The 23058-nt window shown below is 62.0% G+C and carries 19 protein-coding genes; 7 read left to right on the plus strand and 12 right to left on the minus strand.

What is annotated here, in order from left to right:
* Window positions 1-120: 120 nt before the first annotated feature.
* The gene (locus WDS16_RS08730; protein ID WP_338892047.1) at window positions 121-540 is read left to right on the plus strand and encodes a hypothetical protein; all 420 of its coding nucleotides are present in this window, start codon (window positions 121-123) and stop codon (window positions 538-540) included.
* A gap of 15 nt (window positions 541-555) precedes the next feature.
* On the opposite strand, the gene WDS16_RS08735 is transcribed toward WDS16_RS08730, so the two are convergent.
* The 4 genes from WDS16_RS08735 to WDS16_RS08750 all read right to left on the minus strand — a co-directional run bounded on the left by WDS16_RS08735 (window position 556) and on the right by WDS16_RS08750 (window position 6312).
* A complete protein-coding gene (locus tag WDS16_RS08735; RefSeq protein WP_338892048.1) occupies window positions 556-2292 on the minus strand; it encodes a hypothetical protein in 1737 nt (578 codons plus the stop codon).
* Window positions 2261-3550 carry a YhgE/Pip domain-containing protein gene (locus tag WDS16_RS08740; RefSeq protein ID WP_338892050.1) on the minus strand — a complete coding sequence of 430 codons (1290 nt, stop codon included), beginning with the start codon at window positions 3548-3550 and terminating at the stop codon, window positions 2261-2263. Before WDS16_RS08740 ends, WDS16_RS08735 begins: the two co-directional genes overlap by 32 nt.
* Window positions 3551-3743: 193 nt before the next feature.
* Window positions 3744-5810, minus strand: coding sequence for an AMP-binding protein (locus tag WDS16_RS08745; protein WP_338892052.1), 2067 nt, complete (start codon window positions 5808-5810; stop codon window positions 3744-3746).
* 226 nt (window positions 5811-6036) lie between these two features.
* On the minus strand, window positions 6037-6312 hold the full coding sequence (locus tag WDS16_RS08750) for a hypothetical protein (protein ID WP_338892054.1): 276 nt from the start codon (window positions 6310-6312) through the stop codon (window positions 6037-6039).
* A 123-nt stretch (window positions 6313-6435) separates the two neighbouring features.
* Between WDS16_RS08750 and WDS16_RS08755 the strand changes: the two genes are divergently transcribed.
* Window positions 6436-7143 carry an enoyl-CoA hydratase-related protein gene (locus WDS16_RS08755; RefSeq protein WP_338892055.1) on the plus strand — a complete coding sequence of 236 codons (708 nt, stop codon included), beginning with the start codon at window positions 6436-6438 and terminating at the stop codon, window positions 7141-7143.
* Between the two features lie 28 nt (window positions 7144-7171).
* On the opposite strand, the gene WDS16_RS08760 is transcribed toward WDS16_RS08755, so the two are convergent.
* From WDS16_RS08760 to WDS16_RS08790, 7 genes are all read right to left on the minus strand, one after another.
* Entirely contained in the window at window positions 7172-8785 is a 1614-nt protein-coding gene (locus WDS16_RS08760; RefSeq protein ID WP_338892056.1) for a DASS family sodium-coupled anion symporter, read from the minus strand.
* Window positions 8786-8905: 120 nt separating this feature from the next.
* Window positions 8906-10105 (minus strand): serine hydrolase domain-containing protein, encoded by a 1200-nt coding sequence (locus tag WDS16_RS08765; protein ID WP_338892057.1) that lies wholly within the window; start codon window positions 10103-10105, stop codon window positions 8906-8908.
* A gap of 159 nt (window positions 10106-10264) precedes the next feature.
* Entirely contained in the window at window positions 10265-11179 is a 915-nt protein-coding gene (locus WDS16_RS08770; protein WP_338892058.1) for a fumarylacetoacetate hydrolase family protein, read from the minus strand.
* A complete protein-coding gene (locus tag WDS16_RS08775; protein ID WP_338892060.1) occupies window positions 11176-12525 on the minus strand; it encodes an NAD(P)/FAD-dependent oxidoreductase in 1350 nt (449 codons plus the stop codon). The genes WDS16_RS08770 and WDS16_RS08775 overlap by 4 nt, the downstream gene beginning before the upstream one ends.
* A gap of 126 nt (window positions 12526-12651) precedes the next feature.
* The gene (locus WDS16_RS08780; RefSeq protein WP_338892062.1) at window positions 12652-13641 is read right to left on the minus strand and encodes an ABC transporter substrate-binding protein; all 990 of its coding nucleotides are present in this window, start codon (window positions 13639-13641) and stop codon (window positions 12652-12654) included.
* Complete coding sequence (locus WDS16_RS08785; RefSeq protein WP_338892064.1) at window positions 13638-15368, minus strand: ABC transporter ATP-binding protein; 1731 nt, start codon at window positions 15366-15368, stop codon at window positions 13638-13640. The genes WDS16_RS08780 and WDS16_RS08785 overlap by 4 nt, the downstream gene beginning before the upstream one ends.
* A complete protein-coding gene (locus tag WDS16_RS08790) occupies window positions 15365-17071 on the minus strand; it encodes an ABC transporter ATP-binding protein (protein WP_338892065.1) in 1707 nt (568 codons plus the stop codon). The genes WDS16_RS08785 and WDS16_RS08790 overlap by 4 nt, the downstream gene beginning before the upstream one ends.
* 70 nt (window positions 17072-17141) lie before the next feature.
* On the opposite strand from WDS16_RS08790, the gene WDS16_RS08795 reads away from it, so the two are divergent.
* The 3 genes from WDS16_RS08795 to WDS16_RS08805 all read left to right on the plus strand — a co-directional run bounded on the left by WDS16_RS08795 (window position 17142) and on the right by WDS16_RS08805 (window position 19892).
* The gene (locus WDS16_RS08795; RefSeq protein WP_338892067.1) at window positions 17142-17807 is read left to right on the plus strand and encodes a TetR/AcrR family transcriptional regulator; all 666 of its coding nucleotides are present in this window, start codon (window positions 17142-17144) and stop codon (window positions 17805-17807) included.
* Window positions 17808-17943: 136 nt separating this feature from the next.
* Window positions 17944-18582 (plus strand): GyrI-like domain-containing protein, encoded by a 639-nt coding sequence (locus tag WDS16_RS08800; protein ID WP_338892069.1) that lies wholly within the window; start codon window positions 17944-17946, stop codon window positions 18580-18582.
* A 38-nt stretch (window positions 18583-18620) separates the two neighbouring features.
* Window positions 18621-19892 (plus strand): MFS transporter, encoded by a 1272-nt coding sequence (locus tag WDS16_RS08805; RefSeq protein ID WP_338892070.1) that lies wholly within the window; start codon window positions 18621-18623, stop codon window positions 19890-19892.
* Window positions 19893-19985: 93 nt separating this feature from the next.
* On the opposite strand, the gene WDS16_RS08810 is transcribed toward WDS16_RS08805, so the two are convergent.
* Window positions 19986-20939, minus strand: a complete 954-nt coding sequence (locus WDS16_RS08810; RefSeq protein WP_338892071.1) for a ferritin-like domain-containing protein — start codon at window positions 20937-20939, stop codon at window positions 19986-19988.
* Window positions 20940-21139: 200 nt separating this feature from the next.
* On the opposite strand from WDS16_RS08810, the gene WDS16_RS08815 reads away from it, so the two are divergent.
* The gene (locus tag WDS16_RS08815; protein ID WP_338892072.1) at window positions 21140-21703 is read left to right on the plus strand and encodes a dihydrofolate reductase family protein; all 564 of its coding nucleotides are present in this window, start codon (window positions 21140-21142) and stop codon (window positions 21701-21703) included.
* A gap of 292 nt (window positions 21704-21995) precedes the next feature.
* Complete coding sequence (locus WDS16_RS08820) at window positions 21996-23021, plus strand: Gfo/Idh/MocA family oxidoreductase (protein WP_338892073.1); 1026 nt, start codon at window positions 21996-21998, stop codon at window positions 23019-23021.
* The last annotated feature ends 37 nt before the right edge of the window (window positions 23022-23058 follow it).

Raw genomic sequence — 23058 nt, forward strand, 5'->3', positions numbered from 1 at the left:
CCTGGTATCGGACGGAGCCACGGTGAGTGCCGAGACAGTCCGAGAACCGGCCTTGCTGTGGAACGTACGTCGGGTGAAGGATGGGCGTCAGGTGTTCGCCCGTCTACCGGAGGCTGTCGTATGAGTGTTGCTCGCAAGCTGGTGGTTTGCGCATTCGTCGTGATCGGCGCCGCCGTGGCGTCCACGGGGACTGCGTCCGCGTCGGTGACTGTTCCATTCCAGGTCGCCCCGGCGGCGTTCGGGAATCCGAACGGCAGCTTCGATCTGCCTGCGTTCCGGTGCGCGGCAGTGGTCGGCGAACAACCCGGTGCAGTCACGATCGCCGGAGGCGACGAGGGTCGGTGGGGATGCCTGGTCTCATCGGACGTGCGCTGGTTGAATCTGTCGACCGGTGCAACCGGATACGCGCGGATGTCGGACGGGCTGAATGGAATCCCGGGCCAGGTCACATTGCACACCGGGATCGGGCAGGTCGTCGTCACCGTCCTCGGTTCAGGTGGAACCATCACCCCAGGTGTCGCCAGCTTCTTCGTTCCGTAGGTCTCCGTGTCCGGACTATACCGAACAACAGTGACCGCCAGGTTCTTCGTTCGGCGGTGCGGTGAGCCTGCAGAAGCACGATGACTCGATCGGCACGTCGGCCATCGCAACGGCGAGCTTCAACTGTTGCCCGATAATCGCGGCTTCGTCGACGCGATCGAGTAGTACGAGACATTCGTGGTAGCCATGTAGAGCCCATACGTTCGACGGATGTTGTTGTGCGCGAGGCAAAGTGGCGTCGAGTCCGAGATCGGCACGGTACACCGCCGCAGCTTCCTCGACATTCCCCTGTTCGAGGAGCAAGGCGCCGTACGCGTGCCGAGTGGGCTGCATCCATCCCCATGGCTCATCGTAGGGTAGGCCGTCGTCCAACTCGATCGATCGTCGTAGGGCGTCGAAGGCATTGTCGTAATTGCCTTTACGGTATTCGAGTTCGCCCTCCAACATTGCAGCTGCGACAGAAAGGATATCGAGACAGGTGTTGTTGAAGAGCATTCGAGTCGGAGCGACCCGTGTCAGTGCGGCCGCGAACAATTCACTCTCGCGTTCGGCTTGTTCTATCTGTGAGGTTGCCGAGTAAGCAACGCCTTTCGCGTAGTGCAGCATCGCAGTCGAGACGCAGTACACGCTGTCGTCCGATGGCATCTGCAGGTCTATGATGTCCTGCCAGCGACCGAATCTGATGTAGACATGTACGCGCATCGCCAGAAAACCCTCGAGCCAGTCTGCCATCGGCGGACTTTCGACTCGGAGCAGTTCGTCCGGAACTGCGGCTTCGAGCTGGCTCGCGGTGTCTATGGCAACCGCCGATTGCCCGAGGAACATGGCCCCGTAGATCTTGAAGTGGTAGTTGTGGGCGCGGTAGAGAGTGTAGAAGTTCATCGGTCCCGCACGCTGCAGAAACTTCTCGTCTGCAACGATCGCGTCCGTGTTCGCGCTGACGACGCGGCGATAGTCCCCGCACAGAACATCCAGGTGCGACGGCATGTGGTGAAGGTGGCCGGCATCGGGAACCAGTCCGCGCAGTCTGTCTGCAGCGACCAATGCTTGTTCGGGTACACCGGACATCTCCATGAGGTGGATGTACATGTGCAGTATTCCTGGGTGCACACGACCGCGGTCGGATTCGAGCGCGCGGTCCAGAACGGCTCTGGCCTCCACTGCGCACGAGCCCGGCGCCGGTTCGCCGGTGCGGAGATCCCAGAGTTCCCAGGGTGTGAGGTTCATCAGTGCGTCTGCGAACAACGTCGCGACGTCCAGATCGGCCGGATCGATGAGGTAGACCTCGCGCATGGCGTCGGCGTACTCGACATTCCACGCAGCCCAGGGGGTTTGTTCCGAATGCTCGCTTCGATCGGTGGGGAATCTCTGCTGCAGTGCCTTGACGAGCCCGATCTCCGTGATCGTGTGATCACCTCCGACCAGCTCGGCGGCCTTGTCGACGGCACAGTGAGTACGAGCCATGGTCGTCGTCAATTCGGCGTCGTCGAAGAACTCCCAAGGTTTGTTGTAGTTGGGTCCCAGTGCGTACGCCAATCCCCAATAGCCCATTGCGCAGGACGGGTCGGCATCGATCGCGTTCTGGAAGCACGTCGCGGCCTCTTCATGATTGAACGCATACGACCACACGAGCCCCCGGTCGAACCAGGTTTGCGCATCGGGAACCGAAGTTGTGATCCGTCGGGAATGGCTACCCAAGTCGTAGTAGTCGTCCACGTTGTCAGGCCTCGATTCGGCCGGTTGCAGGCGCACGATCGAAGCCTTTGCGGTCGTACAGTCGCGTGAACAGCAGACCACCGACCAGACCGATCAACAAACCGACTCCGGTCATCACAACGGCATGCAGAAGTCCGGAATCGAGTCGTGCGTTGAAGTACAAGATAGATCTGGTGCCGAGGAAGATCTGGTGCATCGGTTCGAACTGTGCCAGCCAGCCGTACAGCGCCGGGCTGGCTTCGAGCGGCAAGGTACCTCCGGAGGACGGCAGAGCCAGAACGATGAACACCACGAGGTTGATGAGCAGCCCCGCTGTACCGAACGCCGACATCACCGACAATGCAGTGATACCGACTGCGATGATCACGAACACTCCGAACAGGTACAACGCAAACGAGTGCGGCGACGGCATTCCGAGAGAGGTGCTGATCCACAGGTACAGCCCTGAGACGACAGCGGCGACCACGCACATGATCAGCCACTTGACGGCCAGAGTGCCGGTACGGCTGATGTTCGTGGGACCTCGATGAATCACTCGCGGACCGAATTCGGTCGGGGTGAAACCGAGGAGTCCGTCGACGAGCGCACTGACAATCGTGGCACCTGTGAATCCGGCGAGGACGAGCAGCAACGCGTAGTAGAACGCGGAAAGGCCGCTGCCCGTGCCGTCGGGCAGCGGGTCGTACGGTGTGACGATCACGTTGATCGGTTCGGCGAGGGCAAGTCTGGCCGCTCCGGTCAGTTGACCGCCCGAAGGTTGAAGTTGCGCATCGACTTCGGCCGTGAGCGCGGATCCAACCCGCGAATTGGCCTGCGCGAGTGCCTCGGTGGCAACGCGCTGCATCAATGCCACAGTGAATGTTCCCGCACGGGGGTTGGTGTTGACGGTGATGACCGGTCTCTCGACGTCACCTGGCACCACGCTCGCGCGAGCGAATATCAAGGCACGTTTGGTGAAATCGAATGGAATGACAATGGAACCGTAGGCGTCTCCCGATGACAGAAGATCTTGCGCCTCGGCAGGTCCGGTCTCCAGAAGTTCGATCTGCCCGGGATCGATACCCTGCCGGATCGCGTCAGCGATGTCGTTGCCGATGTTCTGCTCCGTGGTCGTACCGTTGGATTCGACGGTGTCACCCTCGTCCTGGTTGACAAGAACGACCGGGAAGTCGCGCAGGTTGTCCTGGGGATTGAGGATTCCGCCGAGATACAGCGCAGCCAACAGTGACATCAGCGCTGACACGACGAATATCGGAGCAAGCCAGAATCGGGGCGAACCGAGTACATCTGTCATCGACCGAGGAGAACGCGCATCCGGCATCTTCGGTTCCTTCTTGGTGCTCAGTGCTTGGGCGTGCCAGCATACCTGCGTTCGAGTTGCCGATTCGTGCCTATCCAACGCGTCGGATGTGTAATCCTGGCTGCAGAAAGGGCCGCCATGACCGCAGCCGGTGACGATCCGAGCGAATCTTCGAGGAGCCCGCGGCTCAGGTACCCGCCGCCGGAGTGGGTTCGATGAGCAGCCGCTTGACGACCTTGCCTGTAGCGGTTCGAGGGAGTTCGTCCAGGAACGTGACGTCACGCGGAACCGAGAAGCGGCTCAGACGATTTCGAATGTACGCCCGGACCATCTCTGCATCGAGACCAGCGGATCCTCGGCCGACGACGAATGCCGCCAGTCGTTGGCCGTACTCGTTGTCGGGCACTCCGACGACTGCTACCTCGCCTACCTGGGGGAGATTGGCAATGGCATCCTCCACTGGACCAGGGAAGACGTTTTCTCCTCCGGAGATGATCATCTCGTCGTCGCGGCCGCACACGAACAGTCGTCCGTTGCAGTCGAGGTAGCCGAGATCGCCGGTATCCATCAAGGCCGAACCCTTGGCAGACACGGTCGACGGCGGATCGGCGTTGGTGTACCCGTCGAACAGCATGTCGTTGCCGACGAAGATGCGGCCGAGGGTTCCGACCGGAACGACGTTGCCGTCGGCCGCGAGGACCGCGACCGTGGTCCCCAGCGGCGGTCGGCCCGCGGTGGCGGGTGAAGCGCGGAGATCGTCGGGGGTTGCGATCGTCGCCCACGATACTTCGGTGGACCCGTAGAAGTTGTAGAGAATATCGCCGAAAACACTCATGAACCGGTTGACCGTCGATCCGGTGAGTGCTGATCCGCTGCACGCTACGACACGCAGGCTCGACGTGTCGTAGCGGGATCGGACCGAATCGGGCAGGTCGAGTATTCGTTGCAGCATGATCGGTACGGCGATCAACGAGGTACAGCGATGAGCTTCGATGGCGCGAAGGCAGTCCTCGGGATCGAATCTGTCCTGCAACACCACCGTTGCTCGCAGCGGAGTGCTGATCTGCAAAGCCGCCAGGCCCCAACTGTGGAACATCGGGGCCGCGATCAACATCCGCTCGTTCATCTGCAGCGGCATTCGGGACAGCATCGCTGCAACAGTGCCGAAGCCTCGCGGGGTGGGACGCAGTGCACCTTTCGGGGAGCCGCTGGTCCCGGAGGTGAGCACGACGACGGTGCCGGGACGCTCGGGCCTTTCGAACGTCGTCGACGGCGGCGCCACGAAGTGTTCGAGGGTCCGCCGATGTGGAATAGCGGTGTGCGCCGACAAACTGACGCGGGTGACGTCGTCGGGGAGGTAGCGGACGATCGAGTCGAATTCGTCGTCGACGAACAACACGTCGAAGCGTTGGCGGGCGGCGATCGACTCGATCTGGCGGGCAGCCAGGCCCGTGTTGAGGAGGACGACTTCGACACCGAGCATGCCGCATGCGACGGTGCACTCGGTCATCGTCGTGTGGTTGCGCGCCAGGATCCCGATTGTGCTGCCCGGACGAATTCCGGATGCGCTCAAGCCCGCGGCGATTCGGTGAGATCGCTGATGGATTTCCGCGAAAGTGCGGGTCCCGCGGTCGTCGATCACAGCGATCTCGTCCGGCGACTTCGCCGCCGCGGCGGCGAATCCGCCTCCAAGCGTGAAACCCCACTTCGCAAGTGAACTGAGCTGCTTGTAGGCACGGTCGGGTCGTGCGGCCCGGACGACACCGGTGCTGATCATCGTCTTCGCGATCGCCAGTTGCAGCGAGCGGGAGTCGCCGGTGCTGGACACGATCGAGGTCGGTGTACCGGTCAGAGCGTCGTCGAGCCGCCGTAGACCGCCGAGAACCCAATCGACCACAGCTTTGTTGTGTTCAGGTTGGGGTGCATACCAGCCACTGAGCCCCGCTTTGAACACGGTGACATCGACCTTGGTCTCGTTCGCCGAGATTTCGGTGAGGGTGAACCTGACGAATCCGCCCGCTTCGACATGTTCGATCGTGACTATCGCGCGGTGGCGTCGGTTCACGACGAGTTGCACGGCGTGGTCCACACCGCCCACCCGGCACCAGTACCCGTCGACAGCACCGTCGCGGAGGACGCACGCCTCGATCCCAGGGAAGTACCGCGGGTACAGCTCGACCGCACTCAAGACGCTGCATACCTGATCGGCGTCGTGTGCGAAGACCATGCTGCAGTCGATGACGTCCGAAACCATCGCGTTCCCCCCGTTACCCCGCCGAGTCGATCAGCTACGCCGCCGCACAGCACCGACCAGGGGATTGCCGCGCGCACTCGAACGGGTCATCCGCCTGGATGAAGTCGATATATTAACCGTGACGGATAGTTACGCGCACGAAATCGGCATAATTGAGTCGCCGGTGGAGCAGTCGATTCAAGATGGGCGTGCAGGAACTGGATGCGGGTGCCACTGTGCGGTCCAGCTAGTTACGGTCCAAGTAGAGTTGGGCCGTCTCGGTGGCAACCGCCGACACAGCAGCAGCGAGTCCTGGTTCGAGATCGAGTGCGTTCGTCAGCGTCTCGTCTCGAAGTCCACGGGACCGGAGAAGCTCCCACGCGCGTTCCATCAGTCGGACCGACGTCGGGTGATCCAGTTCTGGCCTCATCGATCGCAAAGCCGTTGCGGCCCAATCTGCATCGAAGGTTCCGTTCGGTGGGCCGAACACGCGCTCACCGGAGGTGTAGCTCCTCGGGTCCATGCGATCCGACGCTAGCACGCACTCGGCAACGCTGTCGGTCGTGCGTTTTGCTCGTCGCCGAGGCAATGCGGAATCCTCGAACACTGGTACATCTACCAATGAATGTGTGCGTACGTTAGAGACATGCCCTATGTGGACCGTGTTGCCGACGTATTCGTGCTGAACCTCGGGGACCGAGATGGAGACGATGGCGAGAACCGAATGGGACCAGCCTGGGTTGCCGACGTCGCAGCGCTCCTCGACGAGGTCGAGGCAGCCACAGGGCCGGCGGCACTGGTTACCACGGCGACAGGCAAGTACTTCTCCACCGGTGTCGACCTCTCCTGGGGCGCTGAGAACCTCGACCAGGTGAACCTGTTCATCGGCGCGGTGCAGTCGCTGCTGGCACGTGTTCTGACGTTCCCGATGCAGACAGTCGCTGCACTACAAGGGCATACGTTCGGCGGCGCGGCGTTTTTCGCCATGGCGCACGACTACCGGATCATGCGAGCCGACCGCGGCTTTCTGTGCTTCCCCGGCGTGAGTATCGGTGCCAGCTACAGCCCAGGGACAGTGCAGATGGTTGCGGCCAAGCTGACACCTCTGGCGTTCCATGAGGCACTGACGACGGGACGCCGATACGGCGGTGACGACGCCGCCACGCTCGGCCTGGTCGACTCCTCCTCCCCGGAAGATCGCCTGCTCGACGATGCCATCGCTCGTGCGACGGAATTGACCGAAACACGAGGCAGTGTTCTCGGCGACATCAAACGCACCATGTATGCAGACGTCGTCGAGTCCCTCCTGGCGCCTGTAGCGGGCGTGGAGAAGCAGGAGTGGACTATGCGCTAGGCGCCCTCGGCGGCTCAGGAATCCGGGGTCAGTACTCGATGCCCAACGACCATGCGAACACGGTGTAGGCCGCCAGCGTGATCAAGGCTATGGAAATAAGGTTGAGCCACAACCCACCCCGCATCATCTGGCCGATGGTGATGTACCCGCTGGCGTACGAGACCGCGTTGGGTGGCGTTGCCACCGGCAGCATGAACGCACACGTAGCCGCCAGCGCAACCGGAATGGTCAGAACCAATAGATCGATATCCATGCCCATCGCGACCCCGCCGGCCACGGGCAGGAACGTTGCCGCCGTCGCTGTATTGCTCGTGATCTCGGTCAGAAAGATGATTGCCGTGGTTGCCACGACGATCAGCAAGACCACAGGAATGGTATCCAGACCCGCCGCGATGGTCCCGATCCAGTCGGTCAAGCCGCTGGATTGGAATTGCGCCGACAGTGCAAGTCCTCCACCGAACAGCAGCAGGACACCCCAGGGCAGTTTGACCGCCGTCTCCCAATCGATCAGACGAACCCCCTTTTTTCCTCCGCTGGGTAGCAGGAACAGGAGAAGCGCTGCCGTCATTGCGATCCCGGTGTCGGAGATCGGCGGCGCGTCGAAGATCAGTGGAACCGCGACCCACGATGCGGCAGCGAGACAGAAGACGATTGCCACTCGGATCTCACCCTGCGACATCTTTCCCAGGGCATCCAGTTCGCCCTTGATGAGCTGCTTGCCGCCCGGAATGTCATCGATCTCGGGTTTGAACAAGACATGGGTGAGCAAGAACCAGGCTATGAACAGCAGGACCACCGCGAGTGGCACACCCGCGATCATCCATTCGAGAAATCCGATCGTGATGCCCTGGCCCTCGAGGTAACCCACCAGCAGAGTATTCGGAGGAGTGCCGATGATCGTCCCCAGCGATCCGATCGACGCCGCGTAGGCAATACCGAGCATCATCGCGGTACCGAAGTTGCTCTTGATCACCGCCTCCGTGATCGTGGCATCAGCATCAGCATCAGCATCAGCATCAGCATCAGCACCGGGAACCGCGCCCGCCTTCTTCCCGATATCGAGTACCAATACCAGAACCGAGACACCGATCGGGATCATCATGACTGCGGTGGCTGTGTTCGACACCCACATCGACAAGAAGCCGGTTGCGATCATGAACCCTGCGATCACCATTGTCGGCTTCGTACCCATGGCGTTGACGGTGAGAAGGGCTATCCGACGGTGCAGGTTCCACCGTTGCATTGCCAGAGCCAGCAGAAAGCCGCCCATGAACAAGAAGATGATGTTGTTGCCGTATGAAGCGCCCACATCGTTGATGTCGACGTCGCCATCGAGGACGGGAAAGATGATGAGTGGCAACAGGGCTGTCGCAGGGATCGGTACTGCCTCGGTCATCCACCAGATACCCATGAGTACAGCGGTCGCGGCAGTCAGCCGCGCAGTGTGGTCCACATCGTCGGGCATGACCGCATACACGAGTACCGCCAGCAGCAGTCCTGCAGCGAGTCCGACCCATTGCCGTGTACGCCGCCCTGACTTGACCTCGTGGTCACGTTCCCCAGCCGATCGCTGGTCGACTTCGTCGAATTCGTTCGGGTCGGCTCGGCGACCTGACTCCTCCTCGTCGCTGAGCTGCGACATAGGGGCCTCCTCGTGCTCGGCGTGTCACCAGCGTATCGCCTTGAATGTCCGAAAAGTCGTAATCGATGCCGATGGTGGGTCGCGGTTTTCGCCAAGGGCTACTCTGTCGCGACGTGCCGCTCAGGACAGCTTCGGCGGATTGTCCGGCAACAGGAGTGCGCCGATAGCGCTGGCGATCGGAACCGTGTTGTTGGTGTCCGCGTTCGAAGTCGGTCCGAGGGTTGCGTAGATGACGATCGTGGTTTTCGATTCCGTGTCGTACAAGGCGACTCCGTTGTAGCCACCGAAGGACGGGTTCATGAACAACCAGCTGCCGAGGTGAGCAGTTCCGAAAGCGAAGAATCGTTCGGCGGTCAGTGGGCCGAGACCGGCTGTCTCGGGCGCCATCATCTCTTGAAACACACTGTCGGGCAGTAGTTCACCGGTTCCGAGTGCGCGAACCCAGCGCCCGACATCGGAAACCGTGGAGTTCATGTTTCCACTGTTGAGAAATGCGGTGGGATTCCAGAAGGTCGAGTCTTCGAATACGCCACGCTCGTTGGTGTAGCCATGCAGGGCAGGATCGGCCATCTGGGGAGTCAGCATCAGGTTGCTCTCGCTCATTCCGAGCGGGGTGAAGACTCGCTTCTTCAACAGCTCGCCCAGCGGTTCACCCGACGCCCTTTCGAGCACCACACCGAGTAGGCATAGATCGCTGTGGGAGTAGCCGAAGCTGGTGCCCGGTTCGAACAGCGGCGGGCGAGAATTGGCCAGGTCGAAGATCTCTTGCGCCGTGAATCCCTCGATCGGGTTCGCGTAGAAGGCTTTCAGGAAATCGGGATTTGTTACATAGTCCGAGATGCCGCTGGTGCTGTTGGCCAGCATCCGCGGCGTGATTTGGTCGGCGCGTGGAAAATCGGGAACCCACCTGGCAATCGGTTCGTCGAGGCTCAGTGTTCCGTCGTCGCCGAGTTGTAGGAGGACAGTCGACAGCATCGGCTCCATTGGCTGTCCGACGCGAAGTTGCATGTTCGGCGTAGCGGGTACGCCGATCGGCGACTCGCCGACTGCGCCGAGAACCAATTGTTCGTCGCCTTGCCACACCCCGAACACGGCGGCGCTGAGATCGAGTGCGGCGAGTTGGTTCGTCACGATGTCGGTGATCTTGTCGACATCCACGGAGTCGGAACTCTGGGTGGGCGCCTGGGGCTCGGCGCTGTTGGTCTCTGTGCTGCCGTTTTCGTTACCGGCCGATCCGCAGGCAACGAAAACAGAGGCGAGGACGGCAGTGAGTGCCGCGGTGGCACTTCGACGCAACAGACTGTCAGGTGAAATCCTCATCGGCCCGGTCCCTTTCGTGCACGGAAAGTTGGGCGGCGGCTGCCAGTCACGGTAGCGTCGACCAGGTGATCCTACCTCCCGACCGGATCTCGAAACGCGGTTTCGAACAGCGGCGATCACGACGGCGACGGATGTTCCGCGAGTCCGCGACTTACGCGTTCAGGAGTCCACGATGGTGTGTTCGACCACTCCGATGTCGTCCAGGGACAGTGTCAATGTGTCTCCGGGTGCCAGCCAGTTTCCGGTTTCCATGCCGCTGCCGCCGGGGAGTGTTCCCGTTCCGAACAGTTCGCCGGGGAGAAGCTGTTCGTCACGGGATGCGTGAGCAAGCACTTCGCCGAGGCTCCACTTCATTCCAGCGCTGCTGACTCGGCTGACAGTATTGCCGTTGATCGATACCGTTCCGGTCAACGAGTCGATGCGGGGAAGGACGTCGTCGGCGGTGACTGCCGTCGTCGACATCGACGACATGAAGTGCTTGGACTTCTGTGGTCCGAATCCTGATGCCATCTCTCGGCGCTGGACATCTCGCGCACTGAAGTCGTTCAACAGAACGAAGGATCCGATCGCTGACGTCGCCTCTTCGGGTGTGGCATTGCGAAGCGGCGCGGACAGCACGAAGCCGATCTCCAGCTCGTAGTCCAATGCTGCTGAGTAAGAGGGGATTTCGATCGAAGTGCCGCTCGGAACAAGAGTGAGATGGTTGGACATGTAGTAGACAGGCTGCTGGTAGAAGAGTGGTGAAGGCTTGAACATCGGGAATGGCCGCCGTGTCAATCGTTCGACCACAGCAGTTGCCCGAAACTGAGCTGGATGAAAGCGTCGAACCAGCCCTCGGCTCGCGTCGATGTTGTGTTGTTCGTACAGCAGGAAATCCCGAAACGAGACGGGATGGAACGGAAGGGCGTCAGGGGAACGCTGCCGGTGCCTGTTGTCGACCGAGGTCAGCCACGCGTCGCTGAATGGAGTGCCCCCGAGAGCGCTGGTGTCGCTCAACGGTTGCCAGGTCGAGTCCTGCTTCGACTGAAATTCGGCGACGACGCCGTTCGACGTGTGAACCCTGCGAATCTTCATTTCTCCCCAGCCCCCGCTGTTCGTCTGATCCAGATGTCCTCGAACGGTACTGTACGTCCGAGGATCCGTTCTGCGGCCCGGTGCCCTGATTTGAAGGCCGCAGTCACGGTGGCTGGATCGTCGGTCCATGTTGCTTCGCCGGCCAGGTACATTACATCCCCTATCGGCGTGGACAAGTTGTCGTGATCCTCGGGTATCGATCCGACCGTCATGTAGGAATAGGAGCCATGCGAGAACGGATCGTCCTGCCAACGCGTGACGTGTATTCGATCGGGCTGTAATACACGGTCTCCGTACAGTCTCCGCAGCGCGTCGAGGACGGAATCTCCGATACGCGCGTCCGACCAGTGACGGGTATCTCGAGCACATGGACCCGCTGCGAACGTCAACAGTGTCGGAGAACCGTGCACCGCGCTCACGTCGTACCACGAGTGCCACCATCGACCGGCCTCACCCTGCTGTCGAATGGCATAGACGTCCTGGTCCCAGAACTTCTCGGGGAATCGCAAGAAGACTTTCTCGAATGCGTTCATCTCGAGCCGATCCAAGGCTCGCGTCAATCGTTGGGGCAGCGGCGGATCGATCACGAACTCCGGCGACTTCAATACCCCGATCGGGACCGTGACGACAACCCTGTCGGCTGAGAATTCACCGCGATCCGTTTCCGCGACGATGCCGGTCGGAGCCCACCGCACACGGGTTACTACGTGCCGCCGACGCAGGTCGAGCCCGTCTGCGAGGTGCGTGGCGAGCTCGTCGTAGCCATCGGGAAATACGACCTCGTCGCCCTCGATGGCATCGTCGTCGAGCCCGTGCGCGTCGAGATCGTCGAGCCAGACGCCCAATTGCTCCTCGGATCGGTGCTGCAGGAACTCGCGGACCCTCGCGGAACGTTCTTCGTCCCAGTCCAGCTCGCCGAGCGTGGTTTCCACGGCACTGCCGAAGGATGTCATCGGCTCCGATGCGGCGATGGTCGTCGCCAGTCGAGCGTCGAAGAAGTGAACGTCCGAGGCGAATCGCTCGGCGGCCTCGTCGCTGAGTCGCGTGCCGCTAGGGGAGTAGTACGCAATTGCGCGACCGTCGGGTTGATAGCTGCCGACGGTGAACTCGACGGTGCGCATGCCGTAGGCCTCGACTGCATCGGCAAGAGGGTTGCCGTCGACTCCGTGAATCCAGGAGGCGCCGTAGTCGAGGACTTCACCGTCGGAGCGTGATGTCCAGACCCGCCCGCCGATCCGGTCGCGGGCTTCCAGGACGACAACATGCCGCCCTGCGTCGGTGAGAATTCTTGCGGCCGTCAGCCCGGCGATCCCGGCCCCCACGATCAGCGTGCCGAAGTCGGTCAACGTCGTTCCGATCTGTCTGTTGAGGTCGGTGGTGAAGGTGCGGTGAGGTTGCTATCGGCGCTGGGACGAGCGGCTGCCATTGTGGTGAAACGTGGTGTGTACACCCTCCTCCAACGTTAATGCGCCTTATGCGATCTCGGAAGTGAAATTGGCGTAGCGCGTCTGCGCCGTCGCCTCGGAGCCGATGTCGCCCAATCTCCCTGCCACGATCGCATCGAGGTCTTCGAGGAGCCAGTACGTTGCAAATGGATGTTCGGCCGTCCACATGTCTCCGTTGACATCGAGGGCCCTAGCGCCGAGCACCTCGCCGAAACCACCGGTCGATCGGACGGTGTCTGCGGAGTACACACCTTCGTCCAAGACCGCGATGACGTCGGCATCTTGGCTGGCCAGATGCTCGGGCGACAGCGCGGTCCACGGGCCTATCGTTGATTCGGTCGGATCAGCCTTTTGCATTTCGGGTGCATCGAGCCCGACCGACTCGGCGAGAACGGACGAGGGCGCCGACGCGGTGGCGATCGCGAGTATGTCTGATGCGTACATCAGCACCGAAAGCGACATCGGCCTGTCTTCTACCTTCGCGCGCAGAGAATCAATCTGCGCGTTCAAGACCGACTCGAGCCGGATGGCCTCGTCGTGACGGTCGAACATCTCAGCGACGAAGGCCAGCGATTGCTGCCACGGTGCGAGATACGGCATGGGAACGGTGGCCACCGTATCCGAGATGGCCCGGTAGAGGGTGTCGTCACCGTAGTTGCTGCCCACCACCAGATCGGGACTGACGCTCAGCACGTCCTCCGTGGGTGGCGCTCCGACGGGCGGTACATCGATCACCTTCGAACCGGCTTCGGCCAGTAGGGCGTCGCCGATAGGTGAGCCGAAGCCGGTGAACACCACGTCGGGTACGACACCGACGGCCAAGAGCGCCATGGCGGCCGTCTCGTCGGTGGCGACGATCCGCTGCGCGTCAGTGGGTACCTCGGTGATTCCGTAGTCGTGTGTGACTGTCCGCGTCTGCGCCTCCTCGCCGACGCCTCCGTCGACCGAGCTCGAACACCCTGCAGCGACCATCGCAACTACAAGCGTTGTCATCGATATGCGAACTGTCTTGTTCATCTGGGGATCTCCTGGCCGAAAGTCCATCCGGCCGCGTCGCTGCGGTCTCGGAAAAAGTCTGAATAGATGCCGTTACGGCCGATCAACTGGTCGTGTGTACCGATATTTTCGACGCCACCGCCATCGAGGACGACGATCTGATCGGCGCCTCGGACGGTGGACAGTCGATGCGCGATGACGATGACTGTCCTGCCGACAGCGAGTTCAGCGACAGCCGCAGTGATCGCCGCTTCGTTCTCACCGTCCAGCGCCGCGGTGGCCTCGTCCAAGAGGACGATCGGCGCATCCTTCAGCAATGCTCGCGCGATGGACACCCGCTGTCGCTGCCCGCCCGACAAAAGCGATCCTCCTTCTCCGACCCGTGTGTCCCACCCATCGGGAAGTGCATCTATCACCGAATCCAGTCTGGCTGCGCGGGCCACGGTATGGATCTGCTCGTCCGTCGCATCGGGCTTCCCCAGGCGCACGTTTTCGAGCACCGTGTCGTCGAACAGGTAGACATTCTGAAAAACCATGGCAGTCATGTTCATGATCGAGGTCGTCGACATCTCGCGAACGTCGACGCCACCGATCCGCACGGACCCGGCGTCGACATCCCAGAACCGTGCGATCAGCCGAGTCAGTGTCGACTTGCCGGACCCGGATGGGCCGATCAAAGCCGTGACCGTGCCGGGCGCACATCGGAACGATATGTCGTGCACTACCGGCCGGTCCGGGGCATACCCGAACGCAACGTGGTCGAATTCGACCGAACCGTCCGCTGGCGTACGGGGATGTGCCGGCTCGGGCAGTGCGGGCGCGTCGAGTACGGCCTCGACGCTGTCGAGCGCCGTGTCGGCAAGCTGCAGTCCGGACGCGTATGCCCCCACGAGTGACAGGGGTTCGACAAAACGCACCGCGAACAACATGATCACGACGGCGTCTGTGGGTTGCAGCGCACCGCCCATCGAAAGGTATGCCACGCACACGAGACCGAGAGCCAGCGTCAGGACGACTGTCGCCGCGTAGCGGGCGAGCGGTGCGTTCTGCCGATCGAGGCTGCGGCGAGTGGACTCACGGCTTGCATCGATCGCGTCGTTCAGCTCGCCCCAACCCCCGACGAGCGTGCCCGACGCTCTCAGGATCGGTTGAAGTCGAGCGAACTCGAGTACCTTCTCCGACGCGTCGGCGTTGACGCGTTCCTCGCGGTCGTGTTCGGGCCCGGAGACCTTCTTGATCGCGCGAAAGTAGTAGTACAGCAACGGAACAGGGATCAACAACGCAGCTGAGATGCGCCAGTCGACGAACGCAATCAGTACGACGACGGTGGCAGGTGTCGTCACAGCCACCGTCATCTGCTGGAGGAACACCGAGGGCACGTTCATGAGGTTCTGCAGCGACGTCGACATGATCGAGGAAAGCTGCCCTGCGCGAGCGCTGGTGAACCATCCGAGCGGCAACGTCGCCACATGCGACGACACGCGGCGCATCAACGCGTCGGTTACCGCTTCGATTCCGACGTAATAACCGACGTTCGACGTCGTCACCAACGAAATGCCCGACACGGCCGCTCCCAAAGCGGCCACCACGAGCCAATTCCACGGTACCGTTCCATCGAGCAGAGCTCGCAGAATGGGAATCAGCGTCCCGAACACCAGTCCCTGCGATACGCCCGCGACCGCGTATCCGAACACCAGCTGCCTCAGCCCGCTGGGCTCCTCCAACAACGCGTCGGTCCGTCCGATCATGCTGCGCCCGCCGAGTCCCACATCTTCGCGTACCGGCCATCGTGAGCGAGTAGTTCGCTATGTGTGCCGCGCTCGACGATGCGCCCGGATTCGAGGACCACGATGGTGTCGGCGCCTCGAATGGTGTTGAGGCGGTGCGCGATGACCAATACGGTCCGTCCGCGGGCCAACGCTGATAGTGCACGTTGGATTTCGGCTTCGCTGTGCGGGTCTGCGTGCGCGGTGGCTTCGTCGAGGACGAGGATCGGCGCATCCTGCAGCACCGCACGAGCGATCGTGATGCGCTGAAGTTCTCCGCCGGACAAACCTGAAGCCGTTGTGCCCAGCATCGTGTCGTACCCGTCGGACAAGGCGACGATCCTGTCATGGATGAAAGCTGCCCTCGCAGCAGCAATTACATCGCCGTCCTCCGCCGTCGGCCGGGACAACGCGATATTGTCGCGCACGGTGGCGCGCATCACCTGCGCGTCCTGAAAGACCATCGCGACCGTCGACAGAAGTTCGGTTTCGTCGATGTCGCGCACGTCGACGCCGCCCACCCGGACCTCGCCGCCAGTGACGTCCCAGAGCCGGGGCACCAGCCGTGCGACGGTCGTCTTCCCCGATCCGGACGGTCCGACGAGTGCGGTGATTGTGCCGGGCTTCAACACCAGGTCGATACGGTCGAGGGCGCTGCGCCGGCCGTCGTAGGAGAACGACACGTGGTCGAACTCCACCGATCCGTCGGCAGGACGGCGCGGTCGTGTCGGGCGCGGAAGCGGTTCTGTGGCCAGCACTGTGCCGAGGTGTGCTGCCGCGACCGCGGCGCTGCTGATTGCCCCGACGATCTGAGTGAGGTTCATGAACGGGCCGGGCAGGCCCACTCCGACGGCGAGGAACGGCAGCAGATCGACGGCAGGAAGAGTGCCGATGCCTACCAGGACGGAGCCGGTAGTAACGATCCAGACCATCAGTACTGCAGGCGAATACAGCAGGTTCAGGACAGTCACCGGGATGCCGGTTCCCTTCATCCACGTACGGCAGATCTCTGTGAGGCTGTCGACTGAGCGGGTGAAGCGGGTGAACATGGCAGTCTCTGGCCCGTACGCCTTGACCACCTCGATACCGTCGACCAATTCGACCGTCGTCCGCGAAACCCCGGCCAGGGCGCAGTTGTAGGCGTCCATGTGCTTTCTGAACGAGGCCTGCATCGGGGGAAGGACTGCGAAGAACGTCACGACCACGTAGCCGATCACAAGAGTTGCCATTCGCCAATCCATGACGACGAGGTACGCCGACGCCATGATCGGCGTGACGATCGTTCCCGCCAACTCCCCAAACGAGTGCGCGACGATGACGTGCATTCGCTTGACGTCGTCGGATACGGCCTTCTCGATTTCGGGAGACCCCGACTCTGCGAACCAGCCCAGAGGGGCCGCCGCCAACACTGCCACAATCGACTTCCGGGTCAGCGCACGAAAGTCCGCATCCGCGTAGTGACACAGCACAGTGGCGATCCCGTAGAACGCGATGCGTCCGAGTGCGCCGGCAATGCCGATTGCCACCCACGTCCACACATCTTTGTCTCGTCCGGTGAGCAATGCGCGCCCTACCTCGGCGACAGCGATAAACGGAACGACGGCCAACCCACCCGAAACCGCTGCCAGTGCAGCACCGCTCGCGAGGCGCGCCCGGACCGGGCGGAGAAACGTGGACAACGACATTGCGGGGGAGTCATGCGTACCCGTCTATGATTGGATCAGTGATCTATTACGCGTGAAAGGTACCAGCGGCATGGTGGACGGTAAAGACGTACGTTCGGGCGGCAAGCGCGCCTATAGGACCGGTATGACTTCGCGGACGATCGTCGACGCTGCAGTCGCACTCACTCGGCAGCATGGTCTCGAGGCGTGGACGACGCGGACGCTCGCTGCATCGCTCGATACTTCGCTGTCGGTGCTTGCGCACCACATCGGTGATCGGCAGGCCTTGTCTGCTGCGGTGGTCGATCGGGTTGCCGGATCGATTTCCGTTCCGTCGCCCGATCTTTCGTGGCGGTCCTGGTTGACTGAATTGTTCACCAGTCTCCGTGAGGCTTTCGAATCGCATCCTGGCGTCGCGCAATGGACGCTTCTACACGGACCCGTCACTGATGCGATAGCGCCCGTTGTCGATGCGGCCGTGACGGTGTTGCTGGACGCTGGATTCGGTGACGACGCTGCGCGCGCCTATGCAGTCGTGTTCACCGTGTGTGTGTCCCAAATCGCCCTCGGTGATGCCCGTCGCACGACGAATGCCGGACACGGTGCAATGCTGTACGGTCTGCCTCCGGCGGGGGAACGTGGGCGCGGACTCGATGCGATGGTAGAGATGATCGCAGGCTTCAGCCGGAGCGATCACTACGCGTACACGCTCGAGTGTGCGCTCGACGGCATCGACGCTCAGCGTGCTCGTCGCTGACCAACGTGCATTCGGCCAGTTGGCTCAGCCACGCGAGCATTGCGAGTGAATCGTCTCGCCACTAACGTCTTCACCACAGTCGTCGGCGAGGCCGGTTCGGGAGCATGGGGTTGTCGATGAATAGCAAGGGTGGCCGATGAAGACCGATTTCAAGAAGACACTTGCGTGCTACACAGCCAAGCGTGGCACATTCGACTTTGTCGATGTTCCGCCGCTCCGATACATGATGGTCGACGGACGAGGTGATCCGAACACCGCGCAGAGCTACGCCGATGCGATTGCTGCCGTCTATCCAGTTGCATATGCACTCAAATTCCTCAGCAAGAACGAACTCGGCCGAGACTATGTAGTCATGCCCCTCGAGGCGCTGTGGTCTGCGTCGAACATGGATGTATTCACCACTGAGCGAGACAAATCGCAGTGGAATTGGACTCTCTTGAACATGGTGCCCGACTGGATCGAGCAGGACATGTTCGACACAGCAGTAGCGGAGTCGATGGCGAAGCGGCACACCAGTGTTCACGTCGATCTGCGAATGGAGGTCCTTCACGAAGGGCGGTGTGTGCAGACCTTGCACATCGGTTCGTACGACGACGAGGCCGAAGTGCTGCACCGCCTGCATCACGAGTTCATTCCGGCAGCGGGCGCGACGATGACCGGGCGCCATCACGAAATCTATCTGAGCGATCCCCGACGGGTCGAACCGTCCAAGTTGCGAACCATTCTGCGGCAGCCGATCGAAGAAGCGAAGGTTGTCGGTGTCGACAACCCGTGAGCGAGCGTTTCGGTCCCCGCTCTGACACGATATCCGGCATGACGAAGGCGTTGCGACCGAACACCTTCACGGTCGGTACTTTCACACTGCTCAGCGCGTTGTATCTCGCACAAGGGATTCCCTACGGATTCTTCACCGGAGCTCTCCCTGTCGTCTTGCGGGAGTCGGGCTACTCGCTGGTGAAGATCAGCGCGACGGGCGTGCTCTTCCTGCCATGGGCTCTGAAGTTCCTGTGGGCACCCTACGTGGACCGATACGGAACCCGACGACGGTGGCTGTTGTCCTTGCAGTGTGCGTCCGCCGGCGTCGCACTCGGGTTGTCGATGCTGGACCTGTCCACGACACTTCGATGGCTTTTCGTGGGCGTCTTTGTCGTCAATCTGTTGTCTGCCACGCAAGACGTCGCAACCGACGGAATTGCGGTGCGTCTCCTGAACGCGAAGCAACGGGGAGTCGGCAACGGAATTCAGGTCGGCGCGTATCGGATCGGCATGGTGTGCGGTGGGGGACTGTTGTTGTGGCTGTTCAGCTTTGCCGGGTGGCGCGCGTTGTTCATCGCGATGGCGGCGTTGCTGATTCTCACAACCATCCCGGTGTGGCGGCTGCGTGCGCAACTCGATGCCGCCGACATCGAGACCGGAACGCAGGATCGCACGGCCGAGAAATCGGCGACCCGTCTTCCGATCACGTGGTGGTCACGACTGCGTCGACCAGGCATGGTGGCGTTCATCCTGTTGATCGCAGGCTTCAAATTCGGCAACTCGATGGGCTCCGCACTGGTCGGGCCGTTCATGTCCGACAGCGGTCTCACCCTGGGCCAGATCGCTCTCGTCGATGGCGCGCTGTCGTCGGTGGCTGCCCTCGTCGGTGCCGGTCTCGGCGCGTGGCTGTCGTACCGCTTCGGACGGCGACACGCCCTGCTGGTCGGTGGGGTGACGCAGACCCTCAGCCTCGGCCTGTACGTAGTCGCGTCGTTGGGTATCGGCGGCTTTCCGTTGGTGGTGACCGCAAGTATTGCCGAGCATGTTCTCGGCGGTGCCGCAACCGTGGCAATTTTCGCGCTGATGATGGATGCAGCCGACAAGCGCTTCGCTGGAAGCGACTACACGCTTGTCGCGTGCGCAGTGGTGTTCGCTCAGGGGATCGCCGGACTCGCCGCCGGAATCGTGGGTGACATGTTCGGATTCACCGCACTCTTCTGCGTTGCGCTCGTATTGTCGGGCATCGGCTGCGCAGTCCTGCTGATCGCACTGGACCGAGGTGTCGGACCGAGCGGGTTGAAAAAGGTACTAGCAGCGCGCACATCGTGACCACATAAGTGATTCGAGATGTGAGATTCGAGATGGGTGATTCGAGCGATCCGGCCCACATCGACGATGTGGGCCGGATCGGAAAGCTTAGAATCAGTCGACCGAAATGACGTCCTGCGCAATGGACGCAAGTCGCGTCTGCGCAGCAGAGACGACGCCATGGCGGTTCTCGTGTGCTTCCTCGAACGCCACGATCGTCCTGATGTCGCTCGAATCGGTAAGGTTCTTGATCGCTGAGACCGACTCGGACACGTTGAGTGCGTCGTAGTCCGCGATCGGCAGTTCGTCGACCTCGAGAATGCCACCGGCAGCGCGGGCGGAGTGAATGGCGTCGGCGACGCCGTCGACACCCTCCTCCCGGGTGACCTCCTCGGCAGCTTCGAGTGCTGCGTCGCGGCTGGCGGCCAGCGTCCGTGCCGCAATGTCGCTTGCATGTGCGCCGCGGCCGAGCAGCTCACCGAGACGGTTCGGGGTCGAGCGTGCTGCATCGAGCGCACGGTCGAGTCCGCGCGCGGACCAGCTGGCGGGCGCGTTGACGATCTTCACGGCACCGCCGGCCGCAGCCTGCAACGGGGTCCGGCGCAATGCTGCGGGACCACCGAGCGCATCCTCGGCGAGCACTGTCTCGAGCCACTCGACTGTCGCACTGTGCGCCTTGATCAGCCGGTCGGCAAGGGTAACCGCGGCAGGTTCCTTCGCTGCCGTGGCAAGGGCCTTGATGTACTTGGATCTGCCGAGAAGCTGCTGCTCGAGTGCTAGATCTCCGAGTAGTGCTTCATCGAACGGTTGGGCCTGCTCGGCGAGGGTCTTGAACAGCGCCAGGGTTCGGCCGACAAGTGGTCCGACTACGTCAGGCAAGCCGCCGAGGTCGCGGAGGGTCGATTCGATGGCGTCTGCACGAGCACGGCCATTGGACGCATTCTGCGTCAGCTCCGCCCGAACGGCTTCGGTTCGTGCCTGCGCGACGCGCGTCTCGGCGATCTGTATTTCGGTATTGGTCAGCTGAAGTACGGCCCGCAACTGTGCGAGCAGTGTTGATGTGGTCATCGTGCGCTCCTTCGGTCGAATGGGTCGTCGTCAGTGCCTGTACTCGAGTCAAGGCACTCCAGATTTTGTTACCCGTCGGTAAATTCGCCAAACCCCGAGGTGGTGCGTGACCTGCATCTCAGTTCGTCGAGTCTGGATGTGATCGACGCCGTAATATTCGCCTTTGCCGCTGTCGACCTAGAGCTTTTGGAGAATTCCCCGTGCGCACTCTGATCGTGACTGCATTCATGTCCTTGGACGGAGTTATGGAAGGTCCGGGTGGCGAGGTGGGCTACCGCAACTCCGGGTGGACATTCAAAGATGTCGAGTTCGATGCAGCAGCCTACGAGATCAAAGGTCGTGAGCAGGAGGAGACAACAGCGCTGCTGCTGGGCAGGACATCGTACGAGGCGTTCGCGCCGATCTGGCCGACCATGGACGACTTCGCTGGGTACAACGCGATGCCTCGGTATGTGGTATCGACGACGCTCGAGGGCGAGGACTCCCGATGGCCGGCAACGATTCTGCGCTCACTCCACGAGGTCGCGGCTCTCAAGCAGACCGAGGGCGGCCCTATCGCAGTGCATGGGAGTGCAACGCTCGGACACAGTCTCGCCGACGCGGGCCTCGTCGACCGCTACCACTTGCTGACTTTCCCGCTGCTGCTCGGAGCCGGAAACCGGCTGTTCAGCGAGGCCGACAAGGACACGACGAAATTGGTTCTCGTGGAGCACGAGACGTACGGGAACGGTGTGCAGAAGCAGGTCTTCGACGTCGTTCGGTAGGTGTCGGACGGGCGCGCCGGGACCGTCAGTTGTTCGTTGTCCGCTTCGCGGTGGATCTCGGCTTCCCTCTGCCCGAAGCCTGCAGCCCCTCCATCACAAGGAGTAGAGACTGGTCAGAGAGTTGCTCAGCGCTCAGCTTCTCGGAGGGAGTTGACCTGTAAATGCGGTCCTCGATGAGCCCTGACCCAGATGCGTCGAAAATCGGTTTCGGCTTCGGTCAGGGGGATTCCCTCCGTCACCTTCTCCTGAACCTGTTCACCCTGTGAGTGGCCACCCGATCGAAAGGGCCGACATGCCGAACGAATTGCGTATCGCCGTACTGGGCGTAGGGATGATGGGTGCTGACCACGTCGCGCGCATCACCTCCAAGATTGCCGGCGCACGCGTCGCGGTCGTCAATGACTACGTAGTCGACAGTGCCGAGCACCTCGCCGCGTCGATCCCCGGATGCCGCGCAGTTGCAGATCCGCTGGAGGCGATCGCCGACCCCGAGGTCGACGCTGTGCTGCTGGCCACTCCCGGCCCGACGCATGAGAAGCAGCTGCTTGCGTGTCTCGAGCACGGCAAGCCCGTCATGTGCGAGAAGCCGCTGACCACGGACGTCGAGACGTCCCTCGCCGTGGTGAAGGCAGAGGCCGAACTGGGCAAAAAGCTCATTCAGGTCGGATTCATGCGCCGGTTCGACGCCGAGTACGCCGAACTCAAACAACTCATCGATTCCGGTGACATCGGTCGGGCGTTGGTTGTTCACTGTGCACATCGGAACCCGGCAGTACCCCCGAACTTCGACAGCGCAATGATCGTCAAGGATTCCCTCGTGCACGAGGTGGACGTCACGCGTTTTCTGCTCGACGAGGAAATCACCTCGGTACAGATCATCAAGCCTTCGGCGAATGCTCACGCGCCTGCGGGACTGCAGGATCCGCAGGTCGCGCTCTTCGCCACCGAGTCCGGACGCCACGTCGATGCCGAGGTGTTCGTCACCACCGGGGTCGCGTACGAGGTGCGTACCGAAGTCGTCGGTGAACTCGGCAGCGCCATGATCGGACTCGATGTCGGGTTGGTCCGCAAGAGCGCGCCAGGTGTATGGGGTGGCACCATCGCACCGTCGTTCAAGGAGCGGTTCGGGCAGGCCTACGATACCGAGATCCAGCGCTGGGTGGACGCAGTCAAGGTAGGCGGGGAGACGGGAAACTACATCGACGGCCCAGGCGCGTGGGACGGGTACGCAGCTGCTGCCGTATGCGCGGCAGGTGTGAAGTCACTCGAGACCGGTGAGCGCGTCGCAGTGGAGATGGTGGATCGGACGTCCATCTGACCTGCTGCACGACCGCGGCGCCGCGCGAGGAGAACTC

Source organism: Rhodococcus sovatensis (assembly GCF_037327425.1).
Lineage (GTDB): Bacteria > Actinomycetota > Actinomycetes > Mycobacteriales > Mycobacteriaceae > Rhodococcoides > Rhodococcoides sovatense.

Excerpts from the sequence above, each read along its gene's own strand:
- WDS16_RS08730 (WP_338892047.1), top strand. The coding sequence starts at position 121 with ATGAGTGTTGCTCGCAAGCTGGTGGTTTGCGCATTCGTCGTGATCGGC.
- WDS16_RS08740 (WP_338892050.1), bottom strand. The coding sequence starts at position 3,550 with ATGACAGATGTACTCGGTTCGCCCCGATTCTGGCTTGCTCCGATATTC.
- WDS16_RS08745 (WP_338892052.1), bottom strand. The coding sequence starts at position 5,810 with ATGGTTTCGGACGTCATCGACTGCAGCATGGTCTTCGCACACGACGCC.
- WDS16_RS08750 (WP_338892054.1), bottom strand. The coding sequence starts at position 6,312 with ATGGACCCGAGGAGCTACACCTCCGGTGAGCGCGTGTTCGGCCCACCG.
- WDS16_RS08755 (WP_338892055.1), top strand. The coding sequence starts at position 6,436 with ATGCCCTATGTGGACCGTGTTGCCGACGTATTCGTGCTGAACCTCGGG.
- WDS16_RS08760 (WP_338892056.1), bottom strand. The coding sequence starts at position 8,785 with ATGTCGCAGCTCAGCGACGAGGAGGAGTCAGGTCGCCGAGCCGACCCG.
- WDS16_RS08765 (WP_338892057.1), bottom strand. The coding sequence starts at position 10,105 with ATGAGGATTTCACCTGACAGTCTGTTGCGTCGAAGTGCCACCGCGGCA.
- WDS16_RS08770 (WP_338892058.1), bottom strand. The coding sequence starts at position 11,179 with ATGAAGATTCGCAGGGTTCACACGTCGAACGGCGTCGTCGCCGAATTT.
- WDS16_RS08780 (WP_338892062.1), bottom strand. The coding sequence starts at position 13,641 with ATGAACAAGACAGTTCGCATATCGATGACAACGCTTGTAGTTGCGATG.
- WDS16_RS08785 (WP_338892064.1), bottom strand. The coding sequence starts at position 15,368 with ATGATCGGACGGACCGACGCGTTGTTGGAGGAGCCCAGCGGGCTGAGG.
- WDS16_RS08790 (WP_338892065.1), bottom strand. The coding sequence starts at position 17,071 with ATGTCGTTGTCCACGTTTCTCCGCCCGGTCCGGGCGCGCCTCGCGAGC.
- WDS16_RS08795 (WP_338892067.1), top strand. The coding sequence starts at position 17,142 with ATGGTGGACGGTAAAGACGTACGTTCGGGCGGCAAGCGCGCCTATAGG.
- WDS16_RS08800 (WP_338892069.1), top strand. The coding sequence starts at position 17,944 with ATGAAGACCGATTTCAAGAAGACACTTGCGTGCTACACAGCCAAGCGT.
- WDS16_RS08805 (WP_338892070.1), top strand. The coding sequence starts at position 18,621 with ATGACGAAGGCGTTGCGACCGAACACCTTCACGGTCGGTACTTTCACA.
- WDS16_RS08810 (WP_338892071.1), bottom strand. The coding sequence starts at position 20,939 with ATGACCACATCAACACTGCTCGCACAGTTGCGGGCCGTACTTCAGCTG.
- WDS16_RS08820 (WP_338892073.1), top strand. The coding sequence starts at position 21,996 with ATGCCGAACGAATTGCGTATCGCCGTACTGGGCGTAGGGATGATGGGT.